This is a genomic window from Citrobacter sp. Cb031, from assembly GCF_030336725.1.
Classification (GTDB): Bacteria; Pseudomonadota; Gammaproteobacteria; order Enterobacterales; family Enterobacteriaceae; genus Citrobacter; species Citrobacter braakii.
In genome coordinates this window covers 384,145-401,436 of the sequence record NZ_JAOWDA010000021.1, presented here as the reverse complement: position 1 = coordinate 401,436, position 17,292 = coordinate 384,145, and the positions used below count along the sequence as shown (strand labels likewise).

Below are 17,292 nucleotides of genomic sequence, written 5' to 3'. Positions count from 1 at the left end.
GCCGGTTTTTTATTGCTGATATGTAAGTGAGTATTACACGATTACTTCACTTCCAGCCCTTTGGCCTGCATGTCAGCATGGTATGAAGAGCGCACGAATGGACCGCAAGCAGCGTGGGTAAAGCCCATAGCCATGGCTTCTGCTTTCATCTCATCGAACTCATCCGGGCTTACATAGCGTTGAACCGGGAGGTGATGGCGGCTTGGCTGTAAATACTGCCCCAGCGTCAGCATGGTCACGCCATGGCTACGCAGGTCGCGCATGACCTCAATGATTTCAGCATTAGTTTCACCCAGACCCACCATCAGACCCGATTTGGTCGGAATCTCCGGGTGCGCTTCCTTGAAGCGTTCCAGAAGCTTCAGCGACCAGTTGTAGTCAGCCCCAGGGCGTACATTACGATAAATACGCGGTACGTTTTCGAGGTTGTGGTTAAACACGTCCGGCGGCGTGGCTGTGAGGATATCCAGCGCGCGATCCATACGACCACGGAAGTCAGGCACCAGCGTTTCAATTTTAATCGACGGGCTTTTCTCACGAATTGCGGTGATGCAGTCAGCAAAGTGCTGAGCGCCGCCGTCACGCAGATCGTCGCGGTCAACGGAGGTAATCACGACATAGCGCAGCGCCATGTCCGCAATCGTCTGAGCCAGTTTTAACGGCTCGTTGGCGTCAGGAGCAACCGGACGGCCATGGGCAACGTCACAGAATGGGCAACGGCGAGTACAGATTGCGCCGAGGATCATAAAGGTTGCTGTTCCGTGATTGAAACATTCAGCCAGGTTAGGGCAGGAAGCTTCTTCGCAGACAGAGTGCAGGCCATTTTTGCGCATTGCCGCTTTGATGCCCTGGATGCGAGTGGAGTCCGCTGGCAGTTTTATTTTCATCCATTCCGGTTTACGCAGCAGGGCTTCACGCTCTGTTGCCACATTTTTTACCGGGATAAGAGCCATCTTATCGGCATCGCGGTATTTAACACCGCGTTCCATCACAATGGGTTTACTCATAGCTTGCGTGTTCCAGTTGCGAATTACGAAGGAAAGCGTTTCAATTCAAGGGAATGTTGCATTTATCAACTATTTTTGAATTAGTGATACGCAGTATATCATTGAAACGGGCCAGAAAGCAGCCTGACAGGCTGGCAAAATGTAAAATAGTTGTTGTTTTGTGCCATTTGCCACAACATATGCCGTGGCAAAGTATGACCGTATTTTCAGTCCGCGATGTACTCGTGCGGTGGGTTACCCAATAGCGCGAAGATGTTGGCCAGCAGGCGGGGGCGAATGCTCTCGGTAGTGGCTGTGCTATCCCACTGCGATACTTTCGCCATCTCCATTCCGGCATAACCGCAAGGATTGATACGCAGGAAAGGCGACAAGTCCATATCCACGTTGAGCGCTAAGCCGTGAAATGAACATCCTTTACGGATACGTAATCCCAAAGAACAGATTTTCTTCTCACCCACATATACGCCAGGCGCATCGGCTCGCGGGTGGGCGTCAATGCCGATTTCCGCAAGGGTATTCACGACGGTTTGCTCCAGCAGCGTAACCAGTTCGCGCACGCCAAGTTTACGACGCTTCAGGTTCAACAGCACATACATAACCTGTTGGCCTGGCCCGTGGTAGGTCACCTGACCGCCACGATCGCTCTGGATCACCGGAATATCTCCCGGCATCAATACGTGCTCAGCTTTACCTGCCTGACCCTGGGTGAAGACAGGATAATGCTCTACCAGCCAGATTTCATCATGACTGTTTTCATCACGGGTATCGGTAAATTCATGCATGGCCAGAGAGACTGGCTCGTAAGGTTGAAGACCGAGCTGGCGGACCAGAATTTTATCCTGATACAAAACGGCATCTCCGTAGAGAATGTTAAAGAGGGGAAAAGTATATCACAGGGGGGAGGGGTTACCCGAGCGGGGATGCAGCGGGTAACCGACAGGTTTTTACAGCACCATGCGTACGATATCGATATTGCCTAATTCTTCGTACAGCGTTTCAACCTGCTCAATGTGTGTAGCAGTGATGGTGATTGAGACCGAGTGGTAGTTGCCTTTGCTGCTCGGTTTTACCGTCGGAGAGTAATCACCTGGCGCATGGCGCTGTACCACTTCAACCACCTGATCAACCAGCTCAGGCAACGCCTGCCCCATTACTTTGTAAGTAAATGGAGTAGGGAATTCAAGCAGTTCGTTAAGTTTGGTTTTCATGTCAGCTCCGGCGTTACATCAAAAAATAATAACTCCCACTGCGCGTGGGAGTTATCTGGATACCTAGTATATGGGGACGTAAATCACACTTTCAAGTGTTCGATTTTTAGCCAAACCAGTGATGGAACATTAATTTAATGTAATCAATGATTTTCCCAAAGAAGTTGCCTTCAGGGATTTCTTGCAGCACCACCAGCGGGCGCTGTTCAATGGTTTTGCCATCCAACTGGAAGTTGATAGTGCCGACAACCTGGTTTTTCTGCAGCGGGGCGTGCAGTTCAGTGGTGTTCAACACATAGCTGGCTTTCAGATCTTTCATGCGGCCGCGCGGAATGGTCAGGTAGACGTCTTTATCAACGCCTAACGACGCACGATCGGTGTTACCAAACCAGGCGGGTTCTGAGGCAAATTCTTTACCCACTTTCAACGGGTTCACGGTTTCGAAGAAACGGAAGCCCCAGGTCAGCAGTTTTTTACTTTCGGTTTCTCGGCCTTTATAGGTGCGACCACCCATAACGGCGGAGATCAGACGCATCTGGCCTTCGGTTGCGGATGCAACGAGGTTATAGCCAGCCTTATCGGTGTGACCGGTTTTGATACCGTCGACATTCAGGCTGTTATCCCACAGCAGGCCGTTGCGGTTTAACTGACGAATGCCGTTAAAGGTGAACTCTTTTTCTTTATAGATAGAGTATTCGTTAGGCACGTCGCGAATCAGAGCCTGACCAATCATCGCCATGTCGCGAGCCGAGCTGTACTGACCGTCAGCATCGAGACCATGAACGGTCTGGAAGTGGGTGTTTTTCAGGCCCAGCGCATTCACATAGCTGTTCATCAGGCCGACGAAAGCATCCTGGCTACCGGCTGCGAAGTCTGCCATCGCCACGCACGCGTCGTTTCCGGATTGCAGGTTAATACCACGGATCAGCTGAGAAACAGGAACCTGCATGCCTGGCTTGAGGAACATCAGCGATGAACCTTTGAAGACCGGGTTGCCCGTAGCCCATGCGTCATTGCCGACGGTGACCAGATCGGTTTCTTTGAATTTCCCGGCTTTCATCGCCTGGCCGATGACGTAGCTGGTCATCATTTTGGTCAGACTGGCGGGGTCGCGGCGAGTGTCTGCGTTCTGTTCTGCCAGAACTTTACCTGAATTGTAATCAATCAGGATATACGACTCCGCATCGATCTGCGGAACACCCGGGATCATGGTTTTAATATTCAGGTCATCGGCATGGGCAGCAGAGAGAGAGGCTGCGCAGAGAGCCGCGGTGAGCGCCATACGCTGCACGAAACGAGCGGAAAAAGTGGTCTTCATGGTCTGAACTACGACGTCCGTGATGAAATTAAAAAAAGTGCCCTACTATAGCAAATGCATAACTGGCAGGCATCTGACTTTCCGCGTGACTTTGTTAATGTCATTTACAGAAACTGACAGTTCAGATACCTGATTTACGTTATTACACGCCGGTGATGAAGGACTGTAATTGCGCCTCGGATTGAAGACGCTGCTGCAATGTGGAGGCTTCAGCTTTGCTGGCAAACGGCCCCATCTGGATACGCCAGACTGCGCCGTTTTGTACCACCCGGCCAGGAACGCCAAACTGCTGGCTTAAACGCTTTTGATACTGCTGCGCGCGCGACTGCTCGCTGACTGCGCCAACCTGAACCACATAGCGTCCGTTGGCAGTTGCCGCAGGCGCAGGGGCTGTGACGGCTGCTGGTGTTGTTGCCGGCGCGGTTGACGTGACCGGTGCGGTGGTTGTCGATTGCGGCACCGGAGTCGGCTCGCTGCTTTCCAGCACGCCTGATGCGAGCGTGGTTGGTGCACCGAGGAATCCACTGCTGTTTACTGGCGCACCGGTTGGATCATCGCTTTTCAGCGTGGAATTGCTGATCGGACGAATATCGCCTTGCGGCTGACCTGCATCCGATGGCGAAGGCATGCTTCCCATATTGCCGCCACCGCTTAAATCAGGACGCGCAGGCAAGGCATAAGTTTGTTTCGCGACCGTGGTACAAGCCATACCCGGTCCGGACAATGAACCATCCTGGGCGACGATGATTGGGTCGATACGCACTTTAGTATTGTTGGAGGTGTTCAGACGATCGGCTGCGGCGCGCGAAAGTGAAATCACGCGATCGTTGCCATAAGGCCCGCGATCGTTAATGCGCACGACGATCATCCTGCCGTTCGCCAGATTGGTAATTCTGGCATAGCTGGGGACTGGCAGCGTCGGATGCGCAGCGGTCAGCTGCATCGGATCGAACGCTTCGCCAGACGCGGTTAAGTTGCTTCCTGGTTCCGCATCATAGATAGCGGCAAGTCCGGCCTGGCTAAAGCGGGAGGGATCCTGCACGATTTTGTAGCTTTTACCATCACGCTGGTAGTCCTGATTCGCCGTTGGGTTCAGGGGTTCAAAGCGCGGATCGGCCCCGCTGATTTCAACAATCGGACCATTACACACCGCAGGCTGCGGCGCGACAGCAACCTGTTGCTGACCATCATCACTCGAACACGCCGCGAGCATTCCTGCTGCGATGCAGATACCAAGCCACTGCTTACGCATTGCGTACCCCTTACACGCTTTTCGACAACATTTTTCTATGGGTGTGGATCGACATAACAATCCCGAACCCGGCCATCAGCACGATAAGTGCCGAGCCTCCGTAACTGACCAGTGGGAGTGGAACCCCAACCACGGGCAGAATACCGCTCACCATACCAATATTTACGAAGACATAAACGAATAATATCAACATTAAGCCACCCGCCATGACGCGACCAAAGGTGGTTTGCGCGCGGGCAGCGATCCATAATCCGCGCATAATCAGCAAAATGTAGAGCGTCAACAGAATCAAGATCCCCACCAGACCCAGCTCTTCCGCTAAGACTGCAAAGATAAAGTCGGTGTGGCGTTCGGGTAAAAACTCAAGCTGCGATTGTGTACCATGCAGCCAGCCTTTGCCGCGTAACCCGCCGGAGCCAATAGCAATTTTAGACTGAATTATGTGATAACCCGCGCCCAGCGGATCGGTTTCCGGGTCGAGCAGCATCATGACGCGCTGACGCTGGTAATCATGCATCAGGAAGAACCACAGTATCGGGATAAACGCCGCGACCAGAACCACCGCAACGCCGATTAAGCGCCAGCTCAAACCAGAAAGGAACAAGACAAACAGACCGGAAAGGGCGACCAGAATTGAAGTGCCGAGGTCAGGTTGGGCGGCGACCAGCAGCGTGGGCATAAAAATCAGCACCAGCGCAATGGCGGTATTTTTTAGCGATGGTGGGCAAACGTCACGGTTAATAAAGCGCGCAACCATCAGCGGCACAGCGATTTTGGCAATTTCAGAAGGCTGAAAACGCACGATACCCAAATCCAGCCAGCGCTGCGCACCTTTGGAAATGGCGCCGAAGGCGTCTACCGCTACCAACAGAATGATGCAAAAGATATAGAGATAGGGCGCCCAGCCCTCATACACCCGGGGGGGAATTTGCGCCATCACTACCATGATGACCAGGCCCATTGCGATCTGGCCGACTTTGCGCTCCATCATCCCAATATCCTGGCCGCTGGCGCTCCAGATGACCAGTGAGCTGTAAACCAGCAGAGCCAGCAAAATAAGCAACATTGTGGGATCGATGTGGATTTTGTCCCAGAATGTTTTTTTGTTCGGATTATCCGTCACGATTATTGGTCCTCCGCTGCTGCAACCGCTGGGTTTTCCGCAGGCAGATTGGTGTTGTTGTCGCCCAACATAATATGGTCAAGGATCTGGCGCATAATGGTACCCACCGCCGGACCCGCACCACCGTTTTCAAGGATCATGGCGACAGCGACCTGGGGTTTATCATAGGGGGCGAAGGCCGTCATCAGCTTGTGGTCACGTAAACGCTCGGCGATCTTATGTGCGTTATAGGTTTCATTAGCTTTCAGGCCAAAGACCTGCGCGGTACCGGATTTCGCCGCAATTTTGTAAGGCGCGCCAGCAAAATACTTATGCGCAGTTCCGTTAGGGCGGTTCGCAACACCGTACATACCGTCTTTCGCGATTTCCCAGTAACCAGAATGAATATCGCCAACGGGCGGTTCGTGCGGCTGTACCCACGGCACCTGCTTGCCGTTTTCTGCCGTGCTCATCAACAGATGCGGGACTTTTATCAAACCGTCGTTGATAAGGATCATCAGCGCTTTACTCATCTGGATTGGGGTTGCTGTCCAGTAACCCTGGCCGATGCCGACGGGAATGGTATCACCCTGATACCATGGCTTTTTAAACCGTTTTTGCTTCCACTCGCGGGTTGGCATATTGCCGGAGCGCTCTTCGGCAAGATCGATGCCCGTATATTTGCCGTAGCCAAATTTGCTCATCCACTCGGAAAGCCGGTCAATCCCCATATCATAGGCGATTTGATAGAAAAACGTATCCGCGGACTCTTCCAGAGAGCGGGTGATGTTCAGATGGCCGTGCCCCCACTTTTTCCAGTCGCGGTAACGTTTTTCAGAGCCCGGTAGCTGCCACCAGCCCGGATCGAACAGGCCGGTATTGCGGGTGATGACGCCTGCGCTTAACGCAGAAACCGCAACGTAAGGTTTAACCGTCGAAGCAGGGGGGTAAACACCCTGTGTGGCGCGGTTAACCAAGGGGGTGTTCGGGTCATTGAGCAACCCGGAGTAATCTTTACTGGAGATACCATCCACGAACAGATTCGGGTCGTAGCTCGGCATAGATACCAGCGCCAGAACGCCACCGGTACGCGGGTCGGTAACCACCACGGCGGCACGACTGCCCGCCAGCAGCGTTTCAATATACTGCTGGAGTTTCAAATCAAGGGTGAGATAGATATCGTGCCCGGCCTGCGGTGCCACTTCTTTCAGCTGGCGAATGACGCGACCGCGGTTGTTTACTTCAACTTCTTCATACCCGGTCTGGCCGTGAAGCACGTCCTCATAATAGCGTTCAATACCCAGCTTGCCGATGTCATGCGTTGCCGCGTAGTTAGCCAGTTTGCCGTCTTTGTCCAAGCGGTCTACGTCTTTATCGTTGATCTTCGATACGTAGCCAATTACGTGGGTCAGCGCAGAGCCGTATGGGTAATAGCGGCGTTTATAGCCTTTAACTTCGACCCCAGGAAAGCGATATTGATTCACGGCAAAGCGTGCGACCTGAACTTCAGTCAGGTTGGTTTTTACCGGAATTGAGGTGAAACGGTGTGAACGGGCGCGCTCTTTTTTAAAGGCAGCAATATCGTCGTCCGTCAGGTCTACGACGTTACGCAGCGCGTCGAGGGTATCCTGAATGTTGTCTACCTTTTCCGGCATCATTTCTATCTGATAAATGGTGCGGTTAAGGGCGAGAGGAATTCCGTTGCGGTCATAAATGATGCCGCGACTCGGCGCGATAGGCACCAGTTTGATGCGGTTTTCGTTCGAACGGGTCTGATAATCAGTGAAGCGAACGATTTGCAGATTATAAAGGTTGGCGATCAGCACGCCGGTTAGCAGCAAAATCCCCAAAAAAGCGACCAGCGCCCGGCGCACAAACAGCGCGGACTCAGCCGAATAGTCGCGAAAAGAATTCTGTAGTTTCATCCGCTGCTTAATCTACTCAAGAATCAATGATCACTCACGGTGATAAGGATGGTTGGTGGTAATGCTCCACGCCCTGTACAGACTCTCCGCAACCAGAACCCGAACAAGAGGGTGTGGAAGGGTTAATGCAGAGAGTGACCAGCTTTGTTCCGCTGCCGCTTTACAGGCAGGAGAGAGACCTTCCGGCCCGCCAATTAACAGGCTGACGTCACGACCGTCCAGTTTCCAGCGCTCCAGTTCGGTCGCCAGCTGCGGCGTGTCCCAGGGTTTACCCGGGATATCAAGGGTGACGATGCGGTTTTTGCCTGCGGCAGCCAGCATCTGCTCACCCTCTTTGTCGAGAATGCGTTTAATGTCCGCGTTCTTGCCGCGCTTTCCTGCCGGGATTTCGATCAGCTCAAAGGGCATATCTTTCGGAAACCGACGGAGATACTCGGTAAATCCGGTTTGTACCCAGTCAGGCATTTTCGTACCCACAGCGACAAGTTGCAGCTTCACGCATTAACTCCAGAGTTTTTCCAGTTCATACAGGCGACGACTCTCTTCCTGCATTACGTGGACAATCACATCGCCGAGGTCAACGACGATCCAGTCAGCGACATTCTCGCCTTCCACGCCGAGCGGCAGCAGGCCAGCAGTGCGGGACTCCTGAACCACGTGGTCTGCAATAGACATAACGTGACGGCTGGATGTACCGGTGCAGATAATCATGCAATCAGTGATGCTGGATTTGCCCTGAACGTCTAAGGCGATGATGTCTTGACCTTTCAGGTCATCAATTTTGTCGATTACAAAATCCTGGAGTGCTTTACCCTGCAAGTGTTCCCCCTGGGTGAAAAGAGTTAAAAACGTCTGTTAGTATACCTGAACCAGAGGCGATATCGGGACAAATGTCTCCGAATGCGCTTGTGAAGTGCGCTATCATCCCACCCCACGCCACAGAATGCATCGCCATTTTTGTAAAACAATTTCTGCAAAGCTCTGAAGGGCGGGAAAAGTCAGGCTGCGGAGAATAACAGCCTGTCATGGGGTGTCAATGGGAGAGAGGCCCTTCGGCATAAAAAACAGCGCTTTCACTCCCCGTCGCGCCATACGGCCCGGCTGTTAAGCACTTTCAGAACCGCAAAATCGTCACAAAAATCAATTGCGCTCCAGCAGCCTTGTTCGACGCGGAAATGCCACATTGCCGCAGCGGGCATGGACAGCAGACGGGCGATCAACACGCTCAGCACGCCTTGATGACTCACCACCAGCAGATTTTGGCTCGCTTTATAATCAGCAAGCTGGGCAATGAAACGTTCCACTCGCCGGGAAAACGCCTGAAAACCTTCGCCATTGGTGGGCGTCGCATTCTGCCAGTCGTTACACCACACGGCGTAATTTTCGGCGTCTTCGCGCGCCAGATCGCGATGGTGACGCATTTCCCAGTCACCAAAAAACATCTCATTAAGCTCAGGCATGTTGCGCACAGGAACTTCACGTTCCGCCAGAATCAACTGCGTTGTATGGCGGGCGCGTTCCAGTTCGCTGCACAGAACGTTGTCGACAGGGACATTGCGTAACAGCGTACCCAGCGTTTGCGCCTGAGCGATCCCCCGTTCCGTTAGCGGTGTGGGGGCGTGGCCGCTATATAAACCAGCGACATTGGCTTCGGTTTCGCCATGACGTACTAACCAGAGTCTCATGTTTTCCTCGTGAGGCTATTCGCACAAAATATGATGTTTGCCCTGATTGCGCAGTGATTTTTCACTAAAATACCCTTTTTTACTTGGAGCGGCACGATGTCTTTATTGAAGAGCGCACATGGCGGTAACACCCGAGAAGCCGCCGAATTGTTGGGCATCTTGCCTGAGCAGTTGCTGGATTTTAGCGCGAATATTAACCCGCTGGGTATGCCAGTAAGTTTAAAACGGGCGATTATCGACAATCTGGACTGCACGGAGCGTTACCCGGATGTCGATTACGCGCAACTGCATGCCGCGCTGGCGGAGCATCATCAAATTCCGTCCTCGTGGATCCTGGCCGGGAACGGTGAAACCGAATCCATTTTTACCCTGGTGCATGGCCTGAAGCCACGCCACGCGATGATTGTGACGCCCGGGTTTGCGGAATATCGTCGGGCGCTGCAATGGGGAGAGTGTACGATCCATGAGTTTGCGCTGTGCGAAGACGATGGCTGGCAGCTTACCGATGCGATCCTCGATGCGTTAACGCTTGAGCTGGACTGCCTGTTTCTCTGTACGCCCAATAATCCCACCGGGTTGTTGCCCGAAACCCGCCTGCTGCGTGAAATTGCCACGCGTTGTGAGTCGCTGGGGATCGCCCTGATCCTTGATGAAGCGTTTATCGATTTTATTGCCAAGGAGTCGGGGTTTATCCCGTTACTGCAAGAGAACCCGCATATTTGGGTGCTGCGTTCGCTCACCAAGTTTTATGCGATCCCGGGACTGCGTCTGGGGTATCTGGTCAACAGTAACGAACAGGCGGTTGCACAGATGCGCAGCCAACAAATGCCGTGGTCAATTAATGCGTTTGCTGCCCTGGCAGGCGAGATTATCTTACGCGATAGCGCGTATCAGTGGGCGACGTGGAAATGGCTGGAACAAGAGGGGGAGCGGTTTGATCAACAACTGCAAGATCTGCCCGGCCTGACGGCGTATCCCGGCCGGGCAAATTATCGTTTATTACGCTGCGATCGTGCGGATATTGATCTGCAACTTGCGTTGCTGAAACAGCATGTCTTGATTCGCAGTTGCGCCAATTATCCGGGGCTGGATGCGCGCTATTATCGGGTAGCCGTTCGCAGCCAGGAAGAGAATAACCACCTGCTGACGGCCTTACGCAAGGCGCTTAGCGGTACAGTCCCTGTTGATTGATATAGTCAAGCACCGCGTCTGGCATCAGGTCGTCGCACGGCTCGCCCTTTTCCAGGCGCTCACGGATGAGCGTGGCGGAGATGTTAAACCACGGCGTTTCGGCCAGGTAAATTTTCCCGCAAGGCAGGTTGTGCAGGTCATCTGCTGAATGGGTCAGATGATCCTCCAGCCATTGCTGGTGTTTTTCCTGCGCCATTTCGAGTGGATAACCCGGACGTCGGCACACGATGAGGTGGGTATTACCCAGAATCGTGTGGTAGTCATGCCAGGAAGGGAAGGTAAGCAGCGAATCCTGACCAATGATAAACGCTAATGGCACGTTCGGGCCTTGCTCCTCGCGCCACTCTTTTAGCGTTTGCGCGGTGTAGGAGGCGGTATCGCGTTTCAGCTCGCGTTCATCTAGGGAAAACAGCGGCTTATCAGCAATGGCCAGTTCAACCATACGCTTACGTTGCTCAGCGGACGCTTCGGGCTGCGCACGATGTGGCGGCACGTTATTGGGCATGATGATGACCCGGGAAAGGCCAATCAGATTCGCCAGAATTTCAACCGGTTTAAGATGACCGTAATGCACCGGATCAAAGGTGCCACCGAACAGAGCCTGCAATGATTTCATATCAACCATCAATAAAAACATCGGCCAGCGATTTATGACAGAGCAAAAGGGAAAGCCCCTCAAGTTCCGCCCACACTGACTGACCATAGTCTTGTTTAAGCGTAATTTCCGTACGCGTTAAAAGCGTAACAGCCTGACGCAGTTGCGCCGGGTTCAGCCGGTTTAGCGCATCTCCCATCATGCCCCGGCGATTTTGCCACACCCGGTGTTTATCAAACAACGTGCGCAAAGGCGTATGGGCCGACTGCCGTTTCAAGTTAACCAGCAACAGCAACTCACGCTGGATCGTACGCAGCAAAATAACCGGCTCGCTACCTTCCAGGCGTAGCTGCTGCAGAATGTGCAGCGCGCGTTTGCTTTTGCCCATCAGCAGCGCGTCTACCCAGTGGAATGGGGTAAAGTGCGCGGCATCGTTAACCGCTTTCTCCACGCGAGGCAGCGTTAACTTGCCGTCAGGCCAAAGCAACGCTAATCGTTCCAGCGCTTGCGCCAGTGCTAACAAATTACCTTCATAGCAATAGCACAAAAGCTGATTGGCCGCGTCATCCAGTTGCAGGTTGTTAAGTTTCGCCCTGGCGGCAACCCAGCGAGGAAGCTGTGCTTGTTCCGGCGTCTGGCAGCTTACCTGAACCGCATTATTTGCAAGCCCCGTATACCATGCGGCGTTTTCCTGTGCCCTGGTGAGTTTGTTGCCGCGAACCATCAGCAGCAGATCGTCATGTAACAGAGTGACGAGTGACGCGAGCTGTTCATTAATGGCGGCATTAGGGCCATTTTCAGGCAACTGCAGAAGCAGGGTTTGACGGCTGGCAAACAGGCTCATCGCCTGGCAGAGTGAAAATATCTCTCCCCAGTCGGTGCTGTTGTCCAGAGTGAAGGCGTGGTGTTCTTCGAATCCTTGTGTTGCGGCAGCCTGACGGATGGCATCCTGGCTTTCCTGCAATAAGAGGGGATCGTTGCCCAAGAGTAAATACGCCGCGCGCAGCCCTTCATTGAGCTGTGCGCGGAGTTGTTCAGGGTACAACTTGAGCATCAGTTACCCAGCGTGGTGGAGACACGCGCCGGAGATGACGCAGGCGCTGCGGTTTTATTCACCGCAGGCTCAGCATCAGCATTGGATGACTGAGTATCGGCCAGATGTACGCTTGGCAGCTTACGAATCAACTGTTCAGCCGCTTTGTCATACATCTCTTTGATGATCATGTCCTGCTCGTTATCTTTCGCCAGTGCAGCCTGTGGGTTGTCAAAGAACGAACGATAAACTTTGGCGCTGATTGGGTAAATATCATGACCAGGAATCAGCACAGTAGCACTCACGGACATCACCATCTGGTATTCAGCCGTTTGACCGTTCTGGAATACCGATGCCGTATCTTGCGAAAGGCTGACCGCACCCAGACGTAAGGACGTCACATCTTTACGCATAGTACCGTCTTCAAGCAGCGTAACGCCGTTCAGACGCAGCTGATTACGCACCGCGCGGCTTAACGGGCCGTTCGGATCGCCAGAGTTCAGGATCATGGTTTTCATTGAGGGGGGAACCTGCGTAGTACTACGCAGATGCCAACCACACCCGGCGGTGACAAGCACCGCCAGCGATAACAACAATGTTGTCAGAAGTCGCACGCTTCCTCCCGCGCTTAGCCAACGACCAGATTGAGGAGTTTACCCGGTACATAAATCACTTTACGTACGGTAACGCCATCAAGATATTTTGCCACCAGATGCTCCTGGCCAGCACGTTCACGAACCTGCTCTTCAGTGGCGTTTACCGGAACGGTGATTTTGCCACGTACTTTGCCGTTTACCTGAACCACAACCAGCGTTGAGTCTTCAACCATTGCTGCTTCGTCCGCCACCGGCCACGGCGCGTTGTCGATATCGCCTTCGCCTTTCAGCGCCTGCCACAGGGTGAAGCAAACGTGTGGGGTGAACGGGTTAAGCATGCGTACAACAGCCAGCAATGCTTCCTGCATCAGGGCTCTGTCCTGCTCGTCTGCCTGCGGTGCTTTCGCCAGCTTGTTCATCAGCTCCATAATCGCCGCAATCGCGGTGTTAAAGGTCTGACGACGACCGATATCATCGGTGACTTTAGCAATGGTTTTATGCACGTCGCGACGCAGCGCTTTTTGATCTTCGCTCAACACATCAACGTTCAGGGCAGCAACATCTCCCTGGGACGTATGTTCGTAAACCAGTTTCCAGACACGTTTCAGGAAGCGGTTCGCCCCTTCAACGCCGGACTCCTGCCATTCCAGCGTCATATCAGCCGGAGAAGCGAACATCATGAACAGACGTACGGTGTCGGCGCCGTAGCGTTCAACCATGACCTGCGGGTCGATACCGTTATTTTTCGACTTGGACATCTTGCTCATGCCGGTATACACCAGTTCATGGCCTTCTGCATCCTTAGCCTTAACGATGCGACCTTTTTCGTCACGCTCAACGATGGCATCAACCGGAGAAACCCAGTTACGTTCGCCGTTGGCGCCAACGTAGTAGAACGCATCGGCCAGAACCATCCCCTGACACAGCAGCTGTTTAGCTGGTTCATCAGAGTTGACCATGCCTGCGTCGCGCATCAGTTTGTGGAAGAAGCGGAAGTAGAGCAGGTGCATGATGGCGTGTTCAATACCGCCAATGTAGATATCAACCGGCAGCCAGTAGTTCGCCGCGTCGGAATCCAGCATACCTTCCTGATACTGCGGGCAGGTGTAGCGCGCGTAGTACCAGGACGACTCCATAAAGGTATCGAAGGTGTCAGTTTCACGCAGCGCAGGCATACCGTTAACGGTGGTTTTCGCCCACTCCGGATCGGCTTTGATTGGGCTGGTAATGCCGTCCATGACTACGTCTTCCGGCAAAATAACCGGCAGTTGGTCTTCTGGCGTTGGCAGGACGGTACCGTCTTCCAGCGTCACCATCGGAATCGGCGCGCCCCAGTAACGCTGACGGGAAACACCCCAGTCACGCAGACGATAGTTAACTTTACGCTCACCCACGCCTTTAGCTACCAGCTTGTCAGCAATAGCGTTGAAGGCCGCTTCGAAGTCGAGGCCGTCAAACTCACCGGAGTTAAACAGCACGCCTTTTTCAGTCAGCGCTTGTTCAGACAGATCCGGCTCTGCGCCTTCAGCGGTCAGAATTACCGGCTTGATGGTCAGGCCATATTTGGTCGCAAATTCGTAATCGCGCTGATCGTGACCCGGAACGGCCATAACTGCGCCTGTACCGTATTCCATCAGCACGAAGTTTGCCGCCCAAACCGGGATCTCTTCGCCAGTCAGCGGGTGAACGGCTTTGAAACCAGTGTCGACGCCTTTCTTCTCCATGGTCGCCATTTCGGCTTCAGCAACCTTGGTGTTGCGGCATTCGTCAATGAAGGCAGCCAGTTCTGGGTTATTTTCAGCGGCTTTCTGCGCCAGCGGATGACCTGCAGCAACCGCCAGGTAGGTCGCACCCATAAAGGTGTCCGGGCGTGTGGTGTAGACGGTCAGCGTGTTGTCGTAATCGTTCACATCGAAGGTGATTTCCACGCCTTCAGAACGGCCAATCCAGTTGCGCTGCATCGTTTTCACGGTGTCAGGCCAGTGATCCAGATTATCCAGATCGCGCAACAGTTCGTCAGCGTAAGCGGTGATTTTGATGAACCACTGCGGGATCTCTTTACGCTCAACTTTGGTGTCGCAACGCCAGCAGCAGCCGTCGATAACCTGTTCGTTCGCCAGTACGGTCTGGTCGTTCGGGCACCAGTTAACGGCAGACGTTTTCTTGTACACCAGCCCTTTTTTGTACAGCTCGGTGAAGAACTTCTGTTCCCAGCGGTAGTATTCCGGGGTGCAGGTCGCCAGCTCACGGCTCCAGTCGTAACCGAAACCCAGCATTTTGAGCTGGTTTTTCATGTAAGCGATGTTGTCGTACGTCCAAGGCGCGGGGGCGGTATTGTTTTTGACCGCTGCACCTTCCGCCGGCAGACCGAACGCATCCCAGCCGATTGGCTGTAATACGTTTTTGCCCAGCATACGCTGATAGCGAGCGATCACGTCACCGATGGTGTAGTTACGTACGTGGCCCATGTGTAGTCGACCAGAAGGATAGGGAAGCATAGACAGGCAGTAATACTTCTCTTTGCTCTCGTCTTCGGTAACTTCAAATGTGCGCTTCTCATCCCAGTGAAGCTGTACTTTGGATTCTATCTCTTCCGGGCGGTATTGCTCTTGCATGGCAGCCAGTGGTCCTGTTTTCAATACAGCTACAAACGTAGCTCTAGATGTGGTGTTTTAGATCCGCATAGCATAGCCCAAACGCCCGCGCCAAAACAGCCTTTCGCGCATTCAACGTTGAATTCCCGTAAGGATAATTCTTGCACGAATTTACACACTCTGTGGACAGTCTTGCAAAGCGTAGCGTAAATAACGTCTATTATTATAGACAGTTAACGACCCAGGAGGCGAAGCGATGAACAAGGTTGCTCAATATTACCGTGAACTGGTGGCTTCACTGAGTGAACGCCTGCGTAATGGCGAACGCGATATTGATGCGTTGGTGGAACAGGCGCGTCAGCGCGTTATGCAGACCGGGGAGTTAACGCGCACCGAGGTGGAAGAGCTCACCCGGGCCGTCAGACGCGACCTGGAAGAGTTTGCTCTGAGCTATGAAGAAAGCCTCGATGAGGAGACCGACAGCGTCTTTATGCGGGTTATCAAAGAGAGTATCTGGCAGGAACTGGCCGATATTACCGATAAAACGCAGCTCGAATGGCGCGAAGTGTTCCAGGACCTCAGCCATCACGGGGTTTATCACAGCGGCGAGGTGGTCGGGTTGGGCAATCTGGTCTGCGAGAAGTGCCACTTCCATTTAGCGGTGTACACTCCTGACGTGCTGCCGCTATGCCCGAAATGCGGACACGATCAGTTCCAGCGTCGACCGTTTGAGCCGTGATAATGTTGCCGGATGCGACGCGCTGCGTCTTATCCGGCCTACGCATTAGGCGTAAAACTTCAACCGTTCTGCCAGCAGATCGACAAAACCTTCGCGATCCACGTCCACCATTACGGTGGCGTTTGGCTTATTGCCGCTCAGGAAGTAGTAGTCAACCACGGTCATTCCCTGGGTGTATTTGCCCTGAGTTTCCACACCAACCCAGCGTTCAACGGTGGTAAACAGTTCAGGTTTCAGCAGCCAGGCAATGGTGCATGGATCGTGCAGCGGCGCGCCAATGAATCCCCATTTTTCATCTTTGTGATATTCAAAGAAGAAGTCGAGTAGTTCAGCAACGATTGTCGAAATGGGATTGCCGATAGCGCGGAACCGTTCGGTATCTTCACGATGTATTTGCGCTTTATGCGTGACATCTAGTCCAGCCATCACCACCGGAATGCCCGACTGGAACACGATCTCAGCGGCTTCTGGATCCACGAAGATGTTGAACTCGGCGGCGGGCGTCCAGTTTCCGAGGCCCATTGCACCACCCATGATCACGATACGGGCGATTTTGGGGTGCAGTTCAGGATGGCTATTCAGTAGCAATGCCACGTTAGTTTGCGGCCCGGTGGAGACAATCGTCACCGGTTCCTGACTGTTACGCAGGGTTTTCGCCATCAATTCCACGGCAGTACAGTCCTGTGGAGCAAAAGCGGGTTCAGGCAGCGCCGGGCCATCAAGCCCGCTCTCACCGTGGACGTTATCGGCAATTATCAGGTCGCGCATCAGCGGTTTGACTGCGCCACCGGCCACTGGGATATCCGTGCGGTTGAGCAACGTTAACATACGCAATACGTTACGCAGTGTTTTGTCGGGGGTCTGGTTACCGGCAGAGGAGGTTATCGCTTTCACATCCAGTTCAGGTGAAGCGAGGGCGAGAACAATTGCGATAGCGTCGTCATGACCTGGATCGCAATCAAACAGGATAGGAAGTGCCATTGTTGCTCCTTGTAAGTGGGACTTTGTGACAAGGTTAACGCTGGGCTGTGCCTGTTTCGAGAAGTG

At 53.4% G+C, this 17,292-nt stretch carries 17 protein-coding genes; 2 read left to right on the top strand and 15 right to left on the bottom strand.

What is annotated here, in order from left to right:
- Positions 1-41: 41 nt before the first annotated feature.
- From lipA to OGV93_RS06345, 10 genes are all read right to left on the bottom strand, one after another.
- Positions 42-1,007, bottom strand: a complete 966-nt coding sequence (gene lipA / locus OGV93_RS06390) for a lipoyl synthase (RefSeq protein ID WP_003022702.1) — start codon at positions 1,005-1,007, stop codon at positions 42-44.
- 206 nt (positions 1,008-1,213) lie between these two features.
- Positions 1,214-1,855: a lipoyl(octanoyl) transferase LipB gene (gene lipB / locus OGV93_RS06385; RefSeq protein ID WP_016152231.1), complete on the bottom strand. Its 642-nt coding sequence runs from the start codon at positions 1,853-1,855 to the stop codon at positions 1,214-1,216.
- Between the two features lie 96 nt (positions 1,856-1,951).
- Positions 1,952-2,215, bottom strand: a complete 264-nt coding sequence (ybeD, locus tag OGV93_RS06380) for a DUF493 family protein YbeD (RefSeq protein ID WP_003022706.1) — start codon at positions 2,213-2,215, stop codon at positions 1,952-1,954.
- 106 nt (positions 2,216-2,321) lie between these two features.
- Positions 2,322-3,533 (bottom strand): D-alanyl-D-alanine carboxypeptidase DacA, encoded by a 1,212-nt coding sequence (gene dacA / locus OGV93_RS06375; RefSeq protein WP_003022711.1) that lies wholly within the window; start codon positions 3,531-3,533, stop codon positions 2,322-2,324.
- Between the two features lie 142 nt (positions 3,534-3,675).
- A complete protein-coding gene (rlpA, locus tag OGV93_RS06370) occupies positions 3,676-4,785 on the bottom strand; it encodes an endolytic peptidoglycan transglycosylase RlpA (protein WP_016152232.1) in 1,110 nt (369 codons plus the stop codon).
- Positions 4,786-4,795: 10 nt separating this feature from the next.
- Positions 4,796-5,908: a peptidoglycan glycosyltransferase MrdB gene (mrdB, locus tag OGV93_RS06365; RefSeq protein WP_006685529.1), complete on the bottom strand. Its 1,113-nt coding sequence runs from the start codon at positions 5,906-5,908 to the stop codon at positions 4,796-4,798.
- 2 nt (positions 5,909-5,910) lie between these two features.
- Entirely contained in the window at positions 5,911-7,812 is a 1,902-nt protein-coding gene (gene mrdA / locus OGV93_RS06360) for a peptidoglycan DD-transpeptidase MrdA (protein WP_016152233.1), read from the bottom strand.
- A gap of 30 nt (positions 7,813-7,842) precedes the next feature.
- On the bottom strand, positions 7,843-8,310 hold the full coding sequence (gene rlmH, locus OGV93_RS06355; RefSeq protein WP_003022725.1) for a 23S rRNA (pseudouridine(1915)-N(3))-methyltransferase RlmH: 468 nt from the start codon (positions 8,308-8,310) through the stop codon (positions 7,843-7,845).
- A 3-nt stretch (positions 8,311-8,313) separates the two neighbouring features.
- Positions 8,314-8,631: a ribosome silencing factor gene (rsfS, locus tag OGV93_RS06350; protein ID WP_003022728.1), complete on the bottom strand. Its 318-nt coding sequence runs from the start codon at positions 8,629-8,631 to the stop codon at positions 8,314-8,316.
- 254 nt (positions 8,632-8,885) lie between these two features.
- Entirely contained in the window at positions 8,886-9,497 is a 612-nt protein-coding gene (locus OGV93_RS06345; RefSeq protein ID WP_101699809.1) for an adenosylcobalamin/alpha-ribazole phosphatase, read from the bottom strand.
- Positions 9,498-9,593: 96 nt separating this feature from the next.
- On the opposite strand from OGV93_RS06345, the gene cobD reads away from it, so the two are divergent.
- Positions 9,594-10,688 carry a threonine-phosphate decarboxylase CobD gene (gene cobD, locus OGV93_RS06340; RefSeq protein ID WP_287109449.1) on the top strand — a complete coding sequence of 365 codons (1,095 nt, stop codon included), beginning with the start codon at positions 9,594-9,596 and terminating at the stop codon, positions 10,686-10,688.
- Here the strand turns inward: cobD and nadD are convergent.
- Genes nadD through leuS form a run of 4 tightly spaced genes read right to left on the bottom strand, consistent with a single transcriptional unit; the run spans position 10,663 to position 15,527 of the window.
- Positions 10,663-11,304: a nicotinate-nucleotide adenylyltransferase gene (nadD, locus tag OGV93_RS06335; protein WP_049259746.1), complete on the bottom strand. Its 642-nt coding sequence runs from the start codon at positions 11,302-11,304 to the stop codon at positions 10,663-10,665. The genes cobD and nadD overlap by 26 nt on opposite strands.
- A gap of 1 nt (position 11,305) precedes the next feature.
- A complete protein-coding gene (gene holA, locus OGV93_RS06330) occupies positions 11,306-12,337 on the bottom strand; it encodes a DNA polymerase III subunit delta (protein ID WP_046274591.1) in 1,032 nt (343 codons plus the stop codon).
- A complete protein-coding gene (gene lptE / locus OGV93_RS06325) occupies positions 12,337-12,930 on the bottom strand; it encodes an LPS assembly lipoprotein LptE (protein ID WP_016152238.1) in 594 nt (197 codons plus the stop codon). Before lptE ends, holA begins: the two co-directional genes overlap by 1 nt.
- A 14-nt stretch (positions 12,931-12,944) precedes the next feature.
- Entirely contained in the window at positions 12,945-15,527 is a 2,583-nt protein-coding gene (leuS, locus tag OGV93_RS06320; RefSeq protein ID WP_049040670.1) for a leucine--tRNA ligase, read from the bottom strand.
- Positions 15,528-15,762: 235 nt separating this feature from the next.
- Here leuS and OGV93_RS06315 point away from each other — a divergent pair, with 235 nt between their 5' ends.
- On the top strand, positions 15,763-16,245 hold the full coding sequence (locus tag OGV93_RS06315; RefSeq protein WP_003022748.1) for a zinc ribbon-containing protein: 483 nt from the start codon (positions 15,763-15,765) through the stop codon (positions 16,243-16,245).
- Positions 16,246-16,290: 45 nt separating this feature from the next.
- Here the strand turns inward: OGV93_RS06315 and rihA are convergent, their stop codons facing one another.
- Positions 16,291-17,226, bottom strand: a complete 936-nt coding sequence (gene rihA, locus OGV93_RS06310) for a pyrimidine-specific ribonucleoside hydrolase RihA (RefSeq protein ID WP_046274594.1) — start codon at positions 17,224-17,226, stop codon at positions 16,291-16,293.
- Between the last annotated feature and the right edge of the window lie 66 nt (positions 17,227-17,292).